Origin of the sequence: Frankia sp. AgB1.9, from assembly GCF_016786355.1 — a bacterium.
Lineage (GTDB): Bacteria > Actinomycetota > Actinomycetes > Frankiales > Frankiaceae > Pseudofrankia.
The window spans coordinates 1-18,226 of record NZ_JADWYX010000002.1 but is presented as its reverse complement, the minus strand read 5'-3'; the positions used below and the strand labels follow the sequence as shown (position 1 = coordinate 18,226).

General features: G+C 69.2%; 16 protein-coding genes. 13 read left to right on the top strand and 3 right to left on the bottom strand.

Annotation, left to right across the window (positions count from 1 at the left end):
* Positions 1–7 precede the first annotated feature (7 nt).
* Complete coding sequence (locus I6A60_RS00940; RefSeq protein WP_203016346.1) at positions 8–550, bottom strand: ArsI/CadI family heavy metal resistance metalloenzyme; 543 nt, start codon at positions 548–550, stop codon at positions 8–10.
* A 97-nt stretch (positions 551–647) separates the two neighbouring features.
* Between I6A60_RS00940 and I6A60_RS00935 the strand changes: the two genes are divergently transcribed.
* Positions 648–1,070, top strand: coding sequence for a helix-turn-helix transcriptional regulator (locus tag I6A60_RS00935; RefSeq protein WP_203016344.1), 423 nt, complete (start codon positions 648–650; stop codon positions 1,068–1,070).
* Between the two features lie 21 nt (positions 1,071–1,091).
* On the opposite strand, the gene I6A60_RS00930 is transcribed toward I6A60_RS00935, so the two are convergent.
* The gene (locus I6A60_RS00930; RefSeq protein ID WP_203016342.1) at positions 1,092–1,973 is read right to left on the bottom strand and encodes a helix-turn-helix transcriptional regulator; all 882 of its coding nucleotides are present in this window, start codon (positions 1,971–1,973) and stop codon (positions 1,092–1,094) included.
* Positions 1,974–2,138: 165 nt separating this feature from the next.
* On the opposite strand from I6A60_RS00930, the gene I6A60_RS00925 reads away from it, so the two are divergent.
* The 5 genes from I6A60_RS00925 to I6A60_RS00905 all read left to right on the top strand — a co-directional run bounded on the left by I6A60_RS00925 (position 2,139) and on the right by I6A60_RS00905 (position 9,387).
* Positions 2,139–3,119, top strand: a complete 981-nt coding sequence (locus I6A60_RS00925) for an aldo/keto reductase (RefSeq protein WP_203016340.1) — start codon at positions 2,139–2,141, stop codon at positions 3,117–3,119.
* 280 nt (positions 3,120–3,399) lie between these two features.
* Positions 3,400–4,056 (top strand): response regulator transcription factor, encoded by a 657-nt coding sequence (locus tag I6A60_RS00920; protein ID WP_203016338.1) that lies wholly within the window; start codon positions 3,400–3,402, stop codon positions 4,054–4,056.
* Positions 4,057–4,079: 23 nt separating this feature from the next.
* Entirely contained in the window at positions 4,080–5,213 is a 1,134-nt protein-coding gene (locus I6A60_RS00915) for a HAMP domain-containing sensor histidine kinase (protein WP_238434536.1), read from the top strand.
* Positions 5,214–5,381: 168 nt separating this feature from the next.
* On the top strand, positions 5,382–7,262 hold the full coding sequence (locus I6A60_RS00910) for a hypothetical protein (protein ID WP_307838640.1): 1,881 nt from the start codon (positions 5,382–5,384) through the stop codon (positions 7,260–7,262).
* A 199-nt stretch (positions 7,263–7,461) separates the two neighbouring features.
* Positions 7,462–9,387, top strand: coding sequence for a hypothetical protein (locus I6A60_RS00905; protein WP_203016334.1), 1,926 nt, complete (start codon positions 7,462–7,464; stop codon positions 9,385–9,387).
* A gap of 152 nt (positions 9,388–9,539) precedes the next feature.
* Here the strand turns inward: I6A60_RS00905 and I6A60_RS00900 are convergent, their stop codons facing one another.
* Complete coding sequence (locus I6A60_RS00900; RefSeq protein ID WP_203016332.1) at positions 9,540–10,472, bottom strand: IclR family transcriptional regulator; 933 nt, start codon at positions 10,470–10,472, stop codon at positions 9,540–9,542.
* An 85-nt stretch (positions 10,473–10,557) separates the two neighbouring features.
* Here I6A60_RS00900 and I6A60_RS00895 point away from each other — a divergent pair, with 85 nt between their 5' ends.
* The 7 genes from I6A60_RS00895 to cysN form a co-directional block, all read left to right on the top strand.
* Positions 10,558–11,364, top strand: coding sequence for an SDR family NAD(P)-dependent oxidoreductase (locus I6A60_RS00895; protein ID WP_203016330.1), 807 nt, complete (start codon positions 10,558–10,560; stop codon positions 11,362–11,364).
* Positions 11,355–12,626 (top strand): sulfotransferase, encoded by a 1,272-nt coding sequence (locus I6A60_RS00890; RefSeq protein ID WP_203016329.1) that lies wholly within the window; start codon positions 11,355–11,357, stop codon positions 12,624–12,626. Before I6A60_RS00895 ends, I6A60_RS00890 begins: the two co-directional genes overlap by 10 nt.
* Positions 12,623–13,855, top strand: a complete 1,233-nt coding sequence (locus tag I6A60_RS00885) for an MBL fold metallo-hydrolase (RefSeq protein WP_203016327.1) — start codon at positions 12,623–12,625, stop codon at positions 13,853–13,855. The genes I6A60_RS00890 and I6A60_RS00885 overlap by 4 nt, the downstream gene beginning before the upstream one ends.
* Positions 13,855–14,661, top strand: coding sequence for a sugar phosphate isomerase/epimerase (locus tag I6A60_RS00880; RefSeq protein WP_203042348.1), 807 nt, complete (start codon positions 13,855–13,857; stop codon positions 14,659–14,661). The genes I6A60_RS00885 and I6A60_RS00880 overlap by 1 nt, the downstream gene beginning before the upstream one ends.
* Positions 14,658–15,692 (top strand): zinc-binding dehydrogenase, encoded by a 1,035-nt coding sequence (locus tag I6A60_RS00875; RefSeq protein WP_203017008.1) that lies wholly within the window; start codon positions 14,658–14,660, stop codon positions 15,690–15,692. Before I6A60_RS00880 ends, I6A60_RS00875 begins: the two co-directional genes overlap by 4 nt.
* A 41-nt stretch (positions 15,693–15,733) precedes the next feature.
* Entirely contained in the window at positions 15,734–16,672 is a 939-nt protein-coding gene (cysD, locus tag I6A60_RS00870; protein ID WP_203017010.1) for a sulfate adenylyltransferase subunit CysD, read from the top strand.
* Positions 16,673–16,688: 16 nt separating this feature from the next.
* On the top strand, positions 16,689–18,226 hold a 1,538-nt coding region (cysN, locus tag I6A60_RS00865; protein ID WP_203017018.1), incomplete at its 3' end, for a sulfate adenylyltransferase subunit CysN.

The following is an 18,226-nucleotide window of genomic DNA, read 5'->3' as shown; positions in this document are numbered from 1 at the left end:
CGGGCGCTCAGCAGCAGTGGCCGGTCGAGACCGGCTCACCCGCGAGCAGGTTGACCGCACCCGCACCCGCCGCACCCGCCGCCGCCGCGCCGGGCGTGCAGCAGACTCCGCCGGACTCCTGCCCGTCGAGGCGCTCGGCCGCCGACGAGGTCGATCCCGGGCGAGCGGAGTCGCTGTCGGCCAGGACGGTGTAGATCTCCCACGGCGCGCCGTCCGGGTCGTCCACCCAGACCTTGTCCTGGAGCGCGTAGCAACAGGCGGTGTTCTCCTGCACCGCGGTCGCCAGTCCCGCCCCGGCCAGCCGCGTGGTGGCCGCAGACACCTCCTCGGTGGTCTCGACCTCGACACCCAGGTGGTTGAGCGCCCCCGCGACCCCGGCGCCCCGGGCCTCGGGATTCTCGATCAGCACCAGCTTCAGCGGCGGGGTGTCGATCGCGAAGTTCGCGTACCCCGGCCGGCGCTTCGCCGGCTCGACGCCGAACAGCTTCCCGTAGAACTCCACCGCCGCGTCCACGTCCGAGACGTTCAACGCCAGCTGCACTCTGGCCATCCGGCCACTCCTAACATCGATGCATGTCTATGTCCGACGGCACGAGGATGGCCGAGGAGATAGACGTCTGTCAATGCCTTCAGGCATGCTGGGAGCCATGGCGACGACATCCCCCCTGGCGGCGAGGCTCGACGCGACCGGTGAGGCCGAGCCGGAGCCGGGACCCGGCCTGATCGGGGCGATGTCCTCGTGCTGCACACCGCTGGCCCGCGAGCCGCTGTCCGCGGTGGAAGCCGAACAGCTCGCCGCCGTCCTGAAGGCGATCGCCGTGCCGGCGCGCCTGCGGCTCCTGTCGATGATCTACGCCCGGGACGGTGGGGAGGCGTGCGTCTGCGAGCTCACCGAACCCCTTGGCCTGACCCAGCCGACAGTCAGCCACCACCTGAAGGTCCTCGTCGACGCCGGGCTGATCAGCCGCGACAAACGCGGCGTCTGGGCCTACTACCGGCCAGTACCCCACGCGATGACGACGCTCGCCGCGATGCTCACCCCCACCGCGGACGCCAGCCACGCCGCCTGACCGGCGCGGCGTCGCTCCGGATCAGGCCTGGTTTCGGCCTGGCGGGGTGGGGGTCGGGTGGTGGGTGGCGGCCCAGCTGGCGAGGAGTCTGAGGGCGTCGTCGGTGGGTGTGCCGGTTTCGGCGCTGAAGGCGACGAGGGCGAGGCCTGGGTCGGCGGGTAGGTCCATGACGTCGTAGGACAGGTGCAGGTCGCCGACGAGTGGGTGGTGGAAGTGTTTGAGCCCCGTGCGGTGCAGGCGGACGTCGTGGGCGGCCCAGCGGGTGCGGAAGGCTTCGCTGCGGGTGGATAGTTCGCCGACGAGGTCGCTGATCGCCTTGTCGTAGGGGTCGCGGCCGGCTTCGAGGCGCAGCATGGCGACGTTGTCGTCGGCGGCGCGTTCCCAGTCGATCCAGAAGTCGCGGGCGCGGGGGTTGAGGAAGGTGAACCGGGCGTGGTTGGCCGGTCGGGTGGGGTCGGTGAACAGGGGCTCGAACAGTGCTGTCGCCAGGGGGTTGGCGGCGAGGACGTCGAGGCGCGCGTTGTTCACGAGGGCTGGTAGCTCGGTCATCCCGTCGAGGATGCGGGCCAGGCTGGGCCGGATCTGCTGGGTGGCAGGGATGCGCCGGGTGCGGGTGGCGGGGCAGGCGGCGCGGGCGAGGTCGATCAGGTGGGTGCGTTCGGCGTCGTCGAGTTGTAGGGCGTGGGCGAGGGCGTCGAGCACGCCTTCGGAGACGCCGGCGAGGTTGCCGCGTTCGAGGCGGGAGTAGTACTCGACGCTGACTCCGGCCAGGTCGGCGACCTCGCCGCGGCGCAGTCCCGGGACGCGCCGGCCGCGGCCGTAGGTCGGGAGGCCGGCCTGCGCGGGCGTGATCCTGGCTCGGCGGGAGCTGAGGAAGGCCTTGACCTCGTCGCGGTGGTCCACGGTCCCAGGCTAGGCGGGACCCGTTGGACGAGGGATGCCCTGCCAGTACACCTTCCAGCTGGGGGTTCTTCGCGGGTTCTGGACCCGCTTGCATGGTGTCCGCCGCCGTTGCGGCCTGGCAGTTCGATGCCTGGACCGGAGCACCGAGTAAAAGGAGTCAACCTGATGAAGTCTGCCTCTTTGGGCAAGTTGGACGTTTCTCGGATCGGCCTGGGCGCGATGACGATGGCCGGTGTCTACACCACCGGCGGGGGAGTAGATGACGCCGAGTCGATCCGCGCGATCCACCGGGCGCTGGACCTCGGCGTGACGCACATCGACACCGCCGAGATCTACGGTCCGTTCCACAGCGAGCAGGTCGTCGGCCAGGCGATCAGGAACCGTCGTGACCAGGTGGTGGTGGCGACGAAGTTCGGCCTCGTGTCGCATGCCGGTGGTGGGCCCGGGGTCATCGACAGCAGTGCCGCGAACGTGCGCGCGGCGGTCGAGGGTTCCCTGAAGCGGCTGGGTACCGACCACATCGACCTCTACTACCAGCACAGGGTCGACCCGAACACGCCCATCGAGGAGACCGTCGGCGCCCTGGCAGAGCTGGTCACGGAAGGCAAGGTCCGTCACATCGGCCTGTCCGAGGCCGGTCCCGCCACGATCCGTCGTGCCCACGCCGTGCACCCGGTCGCCGCGTTGCAGACCGAGTACTCCTTGTGGACCCGCGATCCCGAGGCCGAGCTGCTCCCGTTGCTGCGCACGCTGGGCATCGGTTTCGTGCCCTACTCGCCGCTGGGTCACGGCTTCCTGACCGGGGCGATCCGCACCGTCGACGACTTCGCCGACGACGACTGGCGCAGGACCAACCCGCGGTTCACGGGGGAGAACTTCCAGCGCAACCTGCGCATCGTCGACGAGGTCCAGGCCGTCGCGACGGAAGCGGGCGCCACCCCGGCGCAGATCGCCCTGGCCTGGCTGCTGGCCCAGGGCGACGACATCGCCCCGATCCCCGGGACCAAGCGCGTCGCCCGGGTCGAGGAGAACACCGCCGCCGACCACATCGAGCTCAGCGCCGAGCAGATCGCACGGTTGAACACCCTCTCGCCTGCCGCCGGCGACCGCCACGACGAGGCGAACATGTCCACCGTCGACCGCTGAGGTCACCACGTCTGGAGGACATGGACGAGCGGATGTAGACAGCGGCGCACCGACTCGGGGCCCCCTGTCGGCCGGTTACGTTAGGTTGCCGCCGGGGAGCATGTCGGAGGCGCGGGAGGAGCCGCGAGCTGGCCGGCGATCATGACCATGGAGTCCTGGTGGCCTGAGGCCGAAGGGCGGGGGCGCCCTGGCCGCCGGAAACCGGTCTCGGTGGACATTCTCAATGTCGACGCTGTCAGGCCAGTTCTACCTGGCGTCCAGGAAGAGGGGAGTCGCGTTTATGCGAGTGCTTGTCGTGGAGGATGACGCGCCGCTTGCCGACGCGGTGGTCCGTGGTTTACGTCGAGAGAGATTTGCTGTCGATGTGGCGTACGACGGCGAGGAAGCGCTTGAAAAGATAGGTGTCGTCGAATACGAGATCGTCGTCCTCGACCGCCAGCTTCCGGGCGTGCGCGGCGATGTTGTGTGCGAAAAGATTGTCGCTGAGCGTACGGCGACACGGATCCTGATGCTGACGGCCTCGGATGACGTGTCCGAACGGGTCGAGGGGCTGATGCTCGGCGCCGATGACTATCTCCCGAAGCCGTTCGACATGCGTGAGCTCGTGGCGCGTCTTCGGGCGCTCGGTCGGCGTAGCCCGCATGCCGCGGTGCCCGTGTTGGAATGGCAGGACATCTGTCTCGACGCTGGCCGTCGGACCGCCCGGCGCGGTGGTCGTGACCTACGGCTGACGAACCGTGAGTTCGCGGTGCTGGAGGCGTTGATGCTGGCGGAGGGGGCGTTCCTGAGTGCGGAGCAGCTGATGGAGCGGGTGTGGGACGAACGGCTGGATCCTTTCAGTAACGCGGTGCGGGTCACGATCCTGACGCTTCGGCGCAAGCTCGGGGAACCGCCGGTGATCGCGACCGCCCCGGCGGTGGGGTACCGGCTGATATGAAGATCCGCACTCGTATCGCCCTGATGATCGCCCTGAGTCTGATTGTGGCCGGGTCCTTCACGTTGGTGGTCAACACCTTCGCGTTCCGCAACGTGCCCTACCCGTCGGTGTACTCCTTTCACACCGCGTTGCTGGCCGAGATGGGAGTCCGGCAGGAGACGGTGGTCAGCTACATCGAGGCCCATCCGCAGGAGCTGCTCACGACGAAGTTCGACGACATGCGGCTGTCGAACGGCAAGACCGTCGACGAGGTCGCGCGTGAGGTGCAACAGCGCCGTCTCGACCACGCTCTCGCGAATGCGCGCCGCTGGTCGTTCATCGGGCTGCTCGTGGTGCTCGTGGGCGCGGTGGCGACCGCCTGGGTGTTGTCCGGCAGCATTCTGCGGCCTATCCGCAGAATGACCGACCGGGCCCGCTCGGCGTCGGCGTCCGATCTCGGTGACCGGGTGGCGATCGACGGCCCGCAGGACGAGGTGAAAGAGCTCGCGGACACGTTCGACGCGATGCTCGACCGGCTGTCGACGGCGTTCGACGCCCAGCGCCGCTTCGCGGGGCAGGTCGCGCACGAGCTGCGCACCCCGTTGGCCACCTCAACCGCCGAACTGGCGATGCTCCTCGACGACACGGCCGACCCCGACGTACGGCAACGTCTGCGGACCGTCGCGGAGGCGGTAGACCGCGGCCAGCGGCTGGTCGCCCAGCTGCTTGTGCTGTCCCGAACCGACCTGGGCGACCTGGAGAGGACCACGTTCGCGCTCGACGAGCTGGTCGGGAACGTACTGGGCCGAGTCATCGAGACACCGTCGTTCGCCCGAATCCGGGTGGATGTCGACCTGCGAACCGCCGAGGTCGCCTGTGACCGGGCCTTGTTGGAGAGCCTGGCGCGCAACCTGCTGGACAACAGCGCGCGGCACAACAGGCCGGACGGCTGGGTCAACGTGACCGTCGCCCCGGCCAGCGATGGTCGCACCGCGTCACTGTCGGTCGCTAACTCGCTTGCGGAGCCTCCCGATGGCACGACAGCCCTTCCCGGTCGTTCCGGGGTCGGATTGTCCATTGTGGAGGCGGTTCTGCGGGCGCACGGCGGCACGATCGCGTGGAGCCGGCAGCCGGGACAGGTGGCCGCGCGGGTGGAGTTGCCGCTCGCCGTGAGCTAACGCTGCGCTTACGCCCCGCTCGGTAGGTTCTCGCCGGATTCGATCCGGGGTCCTGCTGGGCATCAGGAGGTAGGCGTGGCGCGTGGCCGTCGAGGTATCAGCTGGCTTGTCGTCGGTGCGGCGACGGTGCTGTTAGCAGGGGCCTGCGGCAGTTCTGGGCCTCCAGGCGTGTCCGGCCACCCCGGCCGCGCCGCCGCGAGCGTTCCGGCGCCACCGAAGGCCGAACCGATCGACCTGAAAGAACTGGCTGTACCGCCGACAGCCCCCTCGGCCAACCCGGGGGCGTGCACGAGCGCGGTCAACCCGCGGGGCACGGGCTGTATCTCAGCGGTCTCGGCGGGCGGCTTCCTCGACGACCACACGGTCCTGGCGACCCTGACCTACACCGGCGCGCCGGCGGCACCGGACCCGGCCAGCGTGTACAGCGGCTCCCAGCTCGCGATGATCAGAACAGACGGGAAGAAGTTCCCGGACGGCTCCGCGTGGCAATGCCTCACCTGCGGCATCCCGGCCGCCAACAAGGCCGGCGCCTCGACTGATCTCGGCGCGGCCCAGCCTTTCGCCGACGGCTCACGAATCCTCGCCGGCAACAACATCGTAGACTGCGGGCAGTACAGGTTCACCGACCCGCGCTGCACGGCCGCGGCGATCCACGTCTACCCGATCCGCTGGAACACGACCGCGGACGGATCCGGCGCCGGCGGGCTGATCTACGGCCTCAAGCTGAACCCGGACAACGTGCACGTCGGTTGGAATCGGATTCTTTTTCCCGCCACCGCTGACGACACCTTCAGCGAACTCGCCTACTACGGCCGGCTCACGTTCGACCCGAAGCCGGCCGCCGGCGAGCCGAGAGTGGCGCGTTACGACCTCACGGAGATCACCGGGCTTTTCAGCGCCGACGAGCCGTTTGGCACCTTCCTGCGCGTCGACCCGGCCAACCCGACCCGGCTGACCTATCAGCAGAACCGCGTCATCGGCGAGTTCAAAGGCTGGACCGGCGATGGCACCGAGGCGCTCGGTATCGCCGACGTCCAGTCCGACAACCTCGACCACGTCGCAACCAGCCTCGCCACCGGGGCCACCCGACGCCTGGACGCCGACCCCGCCTACAGCGACCCGGTCACGAGCTCGCCGGACAGCCAGTGGACCGTCGCCATGGACGTCCGCTACCACGACCGGTTCTCCTTCTTCGCCGCGCTGCCGGGCGTCCCGCCGATCACCGACGCGCTCCCGACCGGCGCCGCGGAATCCGCCGGCTACAACATTCACGATCGCCGGCTCTTCGAGCCCTACCTGTACGACCGCTACGGCGACCGCGGCGACTACCACGGCCAGCAGGTCAACACCTGCGCCACCGGCCCCTGCACCACACTCGCGACCGGGCCGGGAAGCACCGCTGACGACCCCCTCTGGGCCTCGAGGGCCGACTCGTACTTCTCGCCGGACGGCACCCAGATCGTCTACGGACAGACCTACCCCGCCGCGGCCGACTGCGGCCCGGCCGTCGGCGACCCCGCCACCTGCCCGCCCTCCAGCGAACCCGGCGGACGCACCTCCCGCCTCATGCTCGCCAGGCTGACCAGCCGCACGCCCCGGGCCGCGCCCGCGGTCAAGCCGCTTCCGGACACCGTCGCCTGGGGAACGCCGTACCACGCCGGTGACCCGACGCCCGTCCTGCCACACCTCCCGGCCGGCACCTACACCCTCAGCGGGAGGACCGCCGGCACCGCGGCGGTCACGATCACCGAGAACAGCACGAAGACCGGCGTCATGTCGATCTCCGTCACGTACACCAACTATGACGACGACGGCACCGACGTCATCAATGGCACGGAGAGTGTCCAGAACAAAGGGACGTCCGCCAGTGACATCACGTTCCACGAGAACCTGAACCTAACCGGAAAGCACACCGGCACCAAGAAGACCAGCGAGCCGGGCGGATACACCATCTCGCCGCGCGCCGTCATCTCCGGCACCTACAACCCAGTCGGGACCATGACGACCACGCTCGACGGCCACACCTACAACCAGCCCGGATCGTTCTGACGGTCACCCGTCGGCGTCCCGGCTGACCTGCCTCGTGCATCAGGGCTGCTCAATGAAAGAGGACAAGGTGCCTTTACGCTTGACGATTTCTCGTGGCGCACCGCGATTTCCGCGTGCCTCTCACCGGGAGGTTCCAGACGGGCTCCGCCGGCCGTCGGCGACGGCCACGCGGGCGCGTTGGTCAGTCCTGGGCCTGGCCATGGCGTTGATGGTCGCGGTGGCGGCGTGTTCGTCGTCTGGCTCGGCCGGCGCCACGGGAGCCGCCCCGACCGGGATCAACGCGCTTCCCGAGGTGGTGAACAATCCGCCCGCCCCGAAGCCGGAGCCGATCTCGGTCAGCGAGTTGCCGCTGCCTCCGGTGACGGCGGATACCGGGCCGGGCGGCTGCACCGCGGCGATCAACCCGCACGGGACGGGCTGCGTCGGCCAGTCAGTCGGCCTGCAGTCGGGCGGCTTCCTGCCGGACGGGCACACGGTCTCCGCGACGATCAGCTTCGCCGGGGCGCCGGCCGCCCCCGACCAGGCGAGCGTCTACTCGGGCCCGCAGATCATCATCGTGAGGACCGACGGCACGAAGTTCCCGAACGGTGACGCCTGGAAATGCGTGACCTGCGGTGTCCCGGCCGGAAACCAGGCCGGCCGCAACCAGGCCCTCGACTATCCGCAGCCGTTCAACGACGGCAAGCGGATCCTGGCCGGCACGAACATCATCGACTGCGGGTCCTTCAAGCTCGCAGACACCGCCTGCACGCCGGACCAGGTCCACGTCTATCCGATCCGGTTCAACAACACGGCCGACGGCTCCGGGAAGGGCGGGAACATCCGTGAGCTGCGGCTGAACCCGGACAACGTCCATCTCGGCTTCAACAGCTTCACCTTCTCCAACGACGCGATCGGGCAGTTCGCCTACCTCGGCCGGCTCACGTTCAACCCGAGACCCACCACCGGCACCCCGCTGACTCCGCGCTACGACATCACGTCAGTGACCCGGCTGTTCGACACCGCTGCCGACAAGCAGACCGTGTACGTCGACCCGGCGCACCCCGACCAGCTGACGATCAACCCGAACGCGATCTCGGTCGGTGAGCTGCGCGGCTTCAGCAAGGACGGCAAGGAAGTCGCCTACATCGGCTACCCGGACGAGTCGTCCAACATCGACGTCTTCGCCGCCGACCTGACCACCGGCAAAGTGCGCAGGCTGACTGGCAACCCCGAGTACACCGACCCGATCGACCTGTCTCCTGACGGCAACTGGACGGTCGCCATGGACACCCGCGGCTCCGATCGCCAGGAGTTCCTCGCCGGGATGCGGGGCGTCCCCCCGATCACCGACCTGGTCACCACCGGGGCGGTCTCCTCGACCCGCAACAACGGGCAGCGACGGTTCTTCCAGCCCATCCTGATTGACCGCTACGGAGACCGCGGGACCTATCAGGGTCAGCGGATCAACGCCGCCGGCGACGGCAGCCCGGGTGCGATCAACGACCCGAACTGGAACGGGGAGGCCGACCCCCGCTGGTCACCGGACGGCACCGCCGTCGTCTACTGGCAGGCACTCGCGGTCGCACCCGCCTGCGGCGGCGCGAACCCGCTGAAATGCGAGACCTCCACCGAACCCGGCGGCCGGACCGCCCGCCTGATGATCGCCAAGCTCACCAGCCGCAAGCCGCAACCAGCGCGTACCGTCGCCCCGATCTCCGACACCGTCCCCTGGGGCACCCCCTACGTCCCCGGCAGCCCGATCCCGACCCGCCCGTTCCCGCCCGCCGGCTCCTACACGCTGGCCGGAGCGAAGACCGGATCGGCGGCGGTCACGATCACCGAGAACGCGGCCAGGACGGCGATCGACACCGTCTCGGTCCGCTACACGAACTTCTCCGACGACGGCCTGCGCACCCTCAACGGCGCCGAGAAGGTCACCGCCGCCGCGCCGAGCATGGCCGTGTCCAAGCTCGACTGGTACTCCGACCTCACCCAGACCGGCATCACCCCGAGCACCAAGAAGACCAGCCCCGACGGATTCCATCTCACGATCGACCTGCTGACCAACGACTTCCAGGCCACGGGGACGATGACCACCACCGTCGACGGCCACGTCTACCGCCAGCCGCGGAACAGCATGTGACCGACCGGCGGTAGCGCGCCTACGGCCGCATCAGGACGTGAACGGCCGACGCGGGGGAGAACACCCTCCGTGTCGGCCATTCGCCGTCCAGCGCCTGCCGAGCGCGAGGCGCCCGCGCTGGCAGATCCACCAACCGCCGAATCGCGCGAGGATCAGCGCCGCCGGCCCGCACTCGTCGTTCCGGTCGGGGGCAGGTCCCGGCCAGGAATCCTGCCCCGGGCCTGCCGGGTGGCGATGGTCGCGGACTGGACGAGCCGTCGGCCCAGCTCGATGACGTCCTCGACCGGGATCGCGTGATCCGGCCCGGTGATGCTCAGCGACAGCAGCACCCGGCCGATCGGGTCGAAGACCGGCGCGGCGACGGTCTTGACGACAATCTTGTCAGTGTCGTCAAGACCGTCGAAGGACAGCAGCATCTCGTCGGTCCTGGCGAGCACCTCCGTGAGGTGGTGCTCGGCGTCGGCGTCGGTGGGCTCGTCGCGGAGCTTGGCCACGGCTTCGATGACCGCGGGTGCGGCGATCGAGGCCAGCGGCACGCTGAAGCCCCGGTCGCGGATCTCCCCGAGAACGTGCCGGTAGAGCTCGCGGAGCGCCGGGGTGAGCGTGGCCCGCTCCAGCCAGCCGCCGACCGCCTCGTCCTCGGCCCAGGCCAGGAACACCGCGCCGATCGGGGCCAGCATCGGCGTCCGGTCTCCCGGGTAGCCGAGGACCTGCGCCCGTGCCACCGGGCCGCGGCGGGCGAGGAAGATGACGTCCCGGCCGGCGGCGGCCATCACGCCGATCTCCGTGCCGAGCTCGTCGCCGAGCACCTCGGCCTGCTCGATCGCCGCGCCGATCGCCGGGTGCTGCTCCAGCGTCGCGAACCCGGTGACCGCCAGCGCGGGGCCGAGGACGTAGGTGCGGTGGACCGGGTCGCGGACCAGGAACCCGCTGTCGCACAGCACGGCCAGTGTCGCGTGCGCCGAGGCGATGTTCATGCCGAGGTGCGTGACGAGCTCGCTGATCGTGAAGCCCCGCGACGGGTGCGCGGTCAGGAACGACACGATGTCCGTCGCTCGGGCGGATGCGGGCGCGGGCCGAGCCATGTAGCCAACGGTAGCCGACCTTCGGGCGGACCCTGGCCAATCTGGCCGCTTGACGGCAATACATATTTTGCTATAGCAATGTCCTATGTTCGACTTAACCGGCCGGGTGGTCGTGGTCAGTGGTGGGAACGCCGGGATCGGTCTCGCCTTCGCGCGGGGGGTCGCCCAGGCGGGCGGAGACGTCGTCGTCTGGGGCCGGCGGGCCGAGAAGAACGCGGAGGCGGCCAAGGAGCTCGCCGGTCTCGGTCACCGGGTCCTGGCTCAGGAGGTCGACGTCTCCGACGAGGTCCGCGTCGTCGAGGCGATGAACGAGGTCGTCGAGGAGCTGGGCCGGGTTGACGGGGTCATCGCCAACGCCGGGCTGATGCGCCGCGAGCGCAGCTTCGTGGAGATGACGAGCGAGGCCTGGCACGGCCTGCTCGCCGTCAACCAGCACGGGGCGTTCTACGCGGTCCGGGAGGGCGCCCGTCAGATGAAGCGCCAGTACGACGCTGGCGACTCAGGCGGGTCACTGCTGTTCTGCGCGAGCCTGTCCGCGTTGACCGGTAGCCCGGGCATGGAGCACTACAACGCGGCGAAGGGCGCGATGGCCGCGATGTCGCGGGGGATCGCGGTGGAGGCGGGTCGCTATGGCATCCGCTGCAACGTGGTCTGCCCCGGCTACACGGTGAGCGACACCGTCCAGGTCTCGGACGACACCCCGCTGGGCCAGCGCATCCGCCGGTTCAGCCCGCTGGGACGGATGGCGGAGTCGGACGAGCTCGCCGGCATCGGCGTCTATTTCATGAGCGGCGCCTCGCGGTTCCACACCGGCGACCTGGTCGTGGTCGACGGCGGCTGGATGGCGAACGCCGGCAAGACCGACATCACGGAGCTGCCGCCATGGCCGTAAAGGTGCTGCGCGTCGAGGGCATGCGTGACGACACCCGCGACCCCGCCGAACGGGCCGCTCTCGAAGCCGACGAGACCCGCCTGCTGGACATGAGCATCGACGCGGTCCTCGAAGGTGCCACCCGCCAGACCGGCCTCGATGATTTCGGCTCGCTGGAGTTCACCCAGCGGCTCGGCCTGCTGTTGGCCGAGGTGGAGGCGGACGACAACGTCTGGCGGACGCACAAGGCGGCCTTCGTCGAGCGGTGCATCACGGCCGCGGCGAACCGACTGCTCATCCAGCGTTACTGGGACGACAACCCCGCCTGCCTCGACGCGCCGATCGAGCGGCCGATCAACGTGATCGCGCTGCCGCGGTCGGGCAGCACCCACCTGGAGAACCTGCTCGCCGCCGACCGCCGGCTGCGCCACCTTCCGGTCTACCTGGCCGCCCAGCCAGCCCCGAGCGTGGGCGAGCTACCGCGGCCGGCCGGGGCGGACCCGCGCTGGGCACGCTCAGATGCCCGGTGGCAGAGGCTCGCCAGCAACGAGATCTTCGCGGCGATGCACGAGCACTCGCCCGACCACGCCTGTGGTGAGAACGAGCTGCAGGTGCCGGAGTTCGCCAGCTACCAGTGGGAGTGGATGGCGAACGTGCCCCACTTCCGGGACCACTACCTCAGCCACGACCAGACCCCGCACTACCGCTACATGAAGGACGTCCTGCGGGCAGTCGCCTGGCAGTTCCCCAGTGACCAGCGCTGGATGCTGAAGTCCAACCAGCACAGCGAGCAGCTGGGCCCGCTGCTGGCGACCTACCCGGACGCGACCGTGGTGATGATCCACCGTGACCCGGTCGCCACGATCCAGTCCCTGCTGACGATGCGCGGCCTCGCGCTGAAGGCGAGCCAGAAGCACTTCGACGTCGACGCGCACGTCGCCTACTGGGTGGACCGGCTCGAACGGATGCTGCGCAGCTATCTGCGCGACCGGGATCTGGTTCCGGCCGAGCAGCTCGTCGAGCTGCGGTTCGACGAGATCGTCGGCAATGACGTCCAGGCGGCCGCCGGCGTGCTGGAACGGGCCGGCCTCACGGTGACGGCCGAGACCCGCGCGGACATCGAGCACTACCTGGCCTCCCACCCGCGTGGCAAGCGCGGCCGGGTCGTCTACGACCTGGAAGGCGACTTCGGCCTAGACGCGGGCGAGCTGCGCGAGCGGTTCGCCTTCTACACCGACACCGTCCAGCTCAGCCCCGAGGTGGCAAAGGAGCGCGCCAGGTGAGTGCACAGCAGCAGCCACTCAACGCCCTGATCGTCAAGGAAGGCGAAGGCGAGCAGCCGGCTGTACCGCTCGGGGACGGCATCTACGCGTCGAAGGGCATCTCCAACAGCTACCTGGTCACCACCCCGGACGGCGACCTGCTGATCAACACCGGGATGTACTTCGAGGCCGAGCAGATCAGGAGCCGGTTCGCCGAGGTCAGCGACCATCCGGTCCGGGTCATCGTCTTCACGCAGGGGCACCCGGACCACGTCGGCGGCTGGTCCCAGCTGACCACCCCGGACATCGAGACCATCGCGCACGCGAACCACGCCGACGTCCGCGAATACTTCCACAACCTGCAGCCGTTCTACGCCCGGCGCACCGGGAAGCTGTGGAGCAGGGACATCACGAACGTGGACCGCTCCTACCAGCCACCGGAGCCCGTCGTCACGACGACGTTCCTCGACAGCCACACCTTCACCCTCGGTGGCCGCCGTTTCGAGCTGTACTCGACGCCGGGCGGGGAGACGACCGACTCGCTGGTCGTCTGGCTCCCCGACGAGCGCGTCCTTTTCACCGGAAACCTGTTCGGCCCGCTGTTCGGGCACGTCCCGAACCTGTACACGGTTCGCGGTGACAAGATCCGCAGCGCCATCTCCTACCTCCACACCGTCGACCGGGTGATGGCGCTCGGCCCGGAGGTGCTGATCACCGGGCACGGCGAGCCGATCCGCGGCGGCGCGGAGATCCGCCGGCGGCTCACTCAGATGCGGGACGCGACCGCGTCGCTGCGCGACCAGACGATCGAGGGCATGAACGCCGGCGTCGACCTGTGGACGCTGATGGGCCAGGTCTCGCTGCCCCCCGAGCTGAACATCCCGCAGGGCCACGGCAAGGTCCCCTGGATCGTGCGGGCGATCTGGGAGGAGCACACCGGCTGGTTCCGCTACGAGTCGACCACCGAGCTCTACAACGTGCCGCCCTCGGCGATCTGGGACGAGCTCATCGACCTCGCCGGGGGAACCGCCCCGCTGCTCGCCCGCGCCGAAGCGCACCTCGCGGCCGGACGTCCGCTGGAGGCCCTGCACTTCACCGAGATCGTCCTCTCGCAGGCGCCCGACGACCCGAACGCCCTGCGCGTGAGGCTCGACGCCCACGAACTCCTGCTGGCCCGCGGCGGCCGGGAGAACTTCAGCGAGGTCCGCTGGCTGGAAGCCGAGATCCGCGACACCCAGGAGAAGCTGTGATGGCACACCCCCGGCTGTCCGTCAGCGAGATGTGCACCTACCCCTGGCCGTTCGCCGACGAGCTCGTGCTGTGGGACTCCCTCGATCTCGGCCACGTCGGTGTGCTCGACAACAAGCTCGCGGCCTACGGGCGCGAGCAGGCCGTCAGCGCGCTGACCGCCCGGTCGCTGCGGCTCACCACCGTGATCACGAACCAGTTCGAGCTGGCCGCCCCCGCGACGTGGGACGCGACCCGCGACGAGATCCGCCGGTCCATCGACCTCGCGGCGGTCGTCGGCGGCTGCGTCTATCTCACCCCCGGCACCGCGCCCGGCCGTTCGTTCGACGAGCTCACCCAGGCCCTGGCGGACGCGGTCGCTCCCTGCCTGGCCCACGCGGCGACGCGTGGTGTCCGGGTGGCGATCGAGCCCACCCAGCGCACCGACCGGTCGTTCGTCCACACGCTGCGCGACGCCGTCGAGGTCGCCGACCGGACCGGCCTCGACCTAATCGTCGACCTCGGGAACTGCTGGCGCGAACCCGACCTCGCCGCCGCGGTGCGCCACGTCGGCGACCGCCTCGCCGCCGCGCAGCTGTGCGACGTCCTCGCCCACGACCGAGGCTGGTTGCCCGCCGGAACCCGGGTCGTCCCCGGCGACGGCGACATGCCCGTCGACACCTTCCTGCGCGCCGTCCTCGACACCGGCTACACCGGTCCCTTCGAGCTCGAACTCGTCGGCCCGGCGGTCGAGGCCGAGGGCCTCGAACCCGCCACCCGCCGCGCCGTCGACCGGGCGAACGCCTTCCTGGAAAAGGAACTGCCATGAGCCGCGCGATCGTGTTCAACGGCGACGAGACCTGGGAGCTGCGCGACCTCCCCGTGCCCGACCCACAGGCCGGCGGCGCGATCCTGCGCGTCGAGGCCACCGGGCTGTGCCACAGCGACATCGACCACTTCCGCGGCCACGTGCACACCTCCTGGGGCGGTGCGTTCCCGTCCATCCCCGGCCACGAGATCGTCGGTCGCATCGAGAAGATCACCCCCGAGGCCGCGGACAAGTGGGGGGTGGTGGAGGGTGACCGGGTCGCGGTCTGGGACATCGCCTTCACCCCGGCCGGGCATCGCATCTACGGCCACGACTTCTCCGTCGACGAAGGATCCGGCCTCTACGGCGGCTTCGCCGAGCACCTGGAGCTGGTGCCCGGCTCGATGGTCTACAAGCTGCGCGACGATGTCCCCGCCGACCAGCTCACCGTCTTCGAGCCCCTGAGCTGCGCCGTCACCTGGGTCAAGCCGGTCACCGCCGGCGACGTCGTCGTCATCGAAGGACCCGGACACATGGGCATGGCCACGATCGTCGCCGCGAAGGCCGCCGGCGCGTCCAGCGTCATCGTCACCGGAACCGCCAAGGACCGGTTCCGGCTCGACTGCGCGCTGCGCATCGGTGCCGACCACGTCATCGACGTCGAGGCGGAGGATCCGGTCGAACGGGTCCGGGAGATCACCGGCGCAGCGATGGCCGACGTCGTCATCGACGCCGCCGCCGGCAACCCGGTGACGGTCAACCTGGCCATGGACCTCGTGCACAAGGGCGGCCACGTCGTCATCGCGGGCATGAAGGACCGCCCGCTGGAGGGCTTCCACAGCGACTGGATCCCGACCCGGCGCATCACCCTGCACCCGGGCGCCGGTCTCGACGCCGCGGGCGCCGTCGCGCTCATCAACGCGGGCAAGGTCCCGACCGCCGAGCTGCTCGGGGACTCGTTCCCGCTGGAGAGGTTCGAGGAGGCGTTCGCGCTCCTGACCCGGTCCACCCCCGGCCGCGACTCCGTGCGGGTCGCGCTACGGCTCAGCTGACCGGCCGGCCAGCACAGACGAGGACAGGAGAGGAACGGCTGATGTCCACTGCCACGTCGAATCCCGTCGTCCCGGGCACGCCCCATCTCTCGCATCTGCAGCGTCTGGAGGCGGAGAGTATCCAGATCTTTCGGGAGGCTGTGGCGGAGTCTGAGCGGCCGGTGATGTTGTACTCGGTCGGTAAGGACAGCGCGGTGATGTTGCATCTGGCGATGAAGGCGTTCTTTCCGTCGAAGCCGCCGTTCCCGTTGTTGCATGTGGACACGACCTGGAAGTTCCAGGCGATGTATGCGTTCCGGGATCAGCATGTCGCTGATCTGGGTCTGGATCTGTTGGTGCATCGGAATCCGGATGCGGTGCAGCGGGGGATCAATCCGTTTGACCACGGGTCGGCGATGCATACGGATATCTGGAAGACGGAGGGTCTGAAGCAGGCGTTGGACAAGTACGGTTTCGATGTGGCGTTCGGTGGGGCGCGCCGGGACGAGGAGAAGTCGCGGGCGAAGGAGCGGGTGTTCTCGATCCGTTCCGCGGCGCATCGCTGGGATCCGAAGGACCAGCGCCCGGAGCTGTGGCGGCTCTACAACGCCCGCAAAGCCCCGGGGCAGTCGATTCGGGTGTTCCCGTTGTCGAACTGGACGGAGCTGGATATCTGGCTGTACATCCACCGGGAGAACATTCCGATCGTCCCACTCTATTTCGCGGCGCGCCGGCCGGTCGTGGAACGCGACGGCGCGCTGATCATGGTGGATGACGAGCGGATGCCCCTGGCGCCGGGTGAGATCCCGCAGCAGCGGTCGATCCGGTTCCGGACGTTGGGCTGCTATCCGTTGACCGGGGCGGTCGAGTCGGAGGCGTCGACGCTGTTGGAGATCGTTCAGGAGATGTTGTTGACGACGTCGTCGGAGCGTCAGGGCCGGGTGATCGATCACGACTCGTCGGGGTCGATGGAGAAGAAGAAGCACGAGGGGTACTTCTGATGGCGGTGCGAAGCTGATGGCGCATGCGACTGATGAGCTGCTCGCGACGGACGTCGAGGCGTATCTGCGCCGGCATGAGGACAAGTCGATGCTGCGGTTCATCACCTGCGGGTCGGTGGATGACGGCAAGTCGACGCTGATCGGCCGGCTCCTCTACGACGCGAAGTTGGTGTTCTCCGACCAGTTGGCCGCGTTGGAGTCGGACTCGAAGAAGGTCGGTACGCAGGGCGGGGAGCTCGATTTCGCGCTGCTGGTGGACGGGCTGGCCGCCGAGCGGGAGCAGGGCATCACGATCGACGTGGCCTACCGGTTCTTCTCCACCGAGAAACGGAAGTTCATCGTCGCCGACACCCCCGGCCATGAGCAGTACACCCGCAACATGGTCACCGGCGCCTCCACCGCCGACCTCGCGGTCATCCTGATCGACGCCCGCAAAGGTGTGTTGACCCAGACCCGGCGGCACAGCTACCTGGTGTCGCTGCTCGGGATCCGCCAGGTCGTGCTGGCGATCAACAAACTCGACCTCGTCGACTACTCCCAGCAGGTGTTCGACCAGATCGAGGCCGACTACCGGACGTTCGCCGCCCAGATCGGCCTGGAAGGCGACGCCATCGCCGCGATCCCGCTCTCGGCGCTGCGCGGCGACAACATCACCGAACCCTCGCCACACACCCCCTGGTACACCGGACCCACACTCGTCGGTTTCCTGGAGTCGGTACAGATCGCTGAGACGGCGAACGACGGGCCGTTCCGGCTGCCGGTCCAGTGGGTCAACCGGCCGAACCTGGACTTCCGGGGCTTCTCCGGCCAGGTCGCCGGCGGGGTGATCCGCCCCGGCGAGACGATCCGGGCCCTGCCCTCGGGCCAGGAGTCCACGGTGACCCGGATCGTCACCGCGGACGGCGACCTCGACGCCGCCTACGCCGGCCAGTCGGTCACCCTCACGTTGGCCGACGAGATCGACGTCTCCCGGGGTGACATCCTGGCCGCCGCCAGCGCTCCGGCCGAGGTCGCCGACCAGTTCGCATGCCACCTGGTCTGGATGGGCGCCGAGCCGATGCTCCCCGGCCGGCCCTACCTGCTCAAACTCGGCACCCGTACCGTCAACGCGACCCTCGCCCAACCCAAGTACAAGGTCAACGTCAACACGTTGGAACAGACCGCGGCGAAGACGTTGGAACTCAACGAGATCGGCGTCGCGAACCTCACCCTCGACCGGGCGGTCCCGTTCGACCCGTACACGGTCAACCGCGACACCGGCGGCTTCATCCTCATCGACAAATACAGCCACGCCACCGTCGCCGCCGGCCTGCTGCACTTCGCGCTCCGCCGCTCCCACAACATCCACTGGCAGGCCGTCGAGGTCAACAAGACCGCAAGGGCCGCCGCCAAGGGCCAACGGCCCGCGGTCATCTGGTTCACCGGCCTGTCCGGCGCCGGAAAGTCGACGATCGCCAACTTGGTCGAGAAGAAACTCCACGACGAGGGCTACCACACCTACCTCCTCGACGGCGACAACGTCCGCCACGGCCTCAACAAAGACCTCGGCTTCAC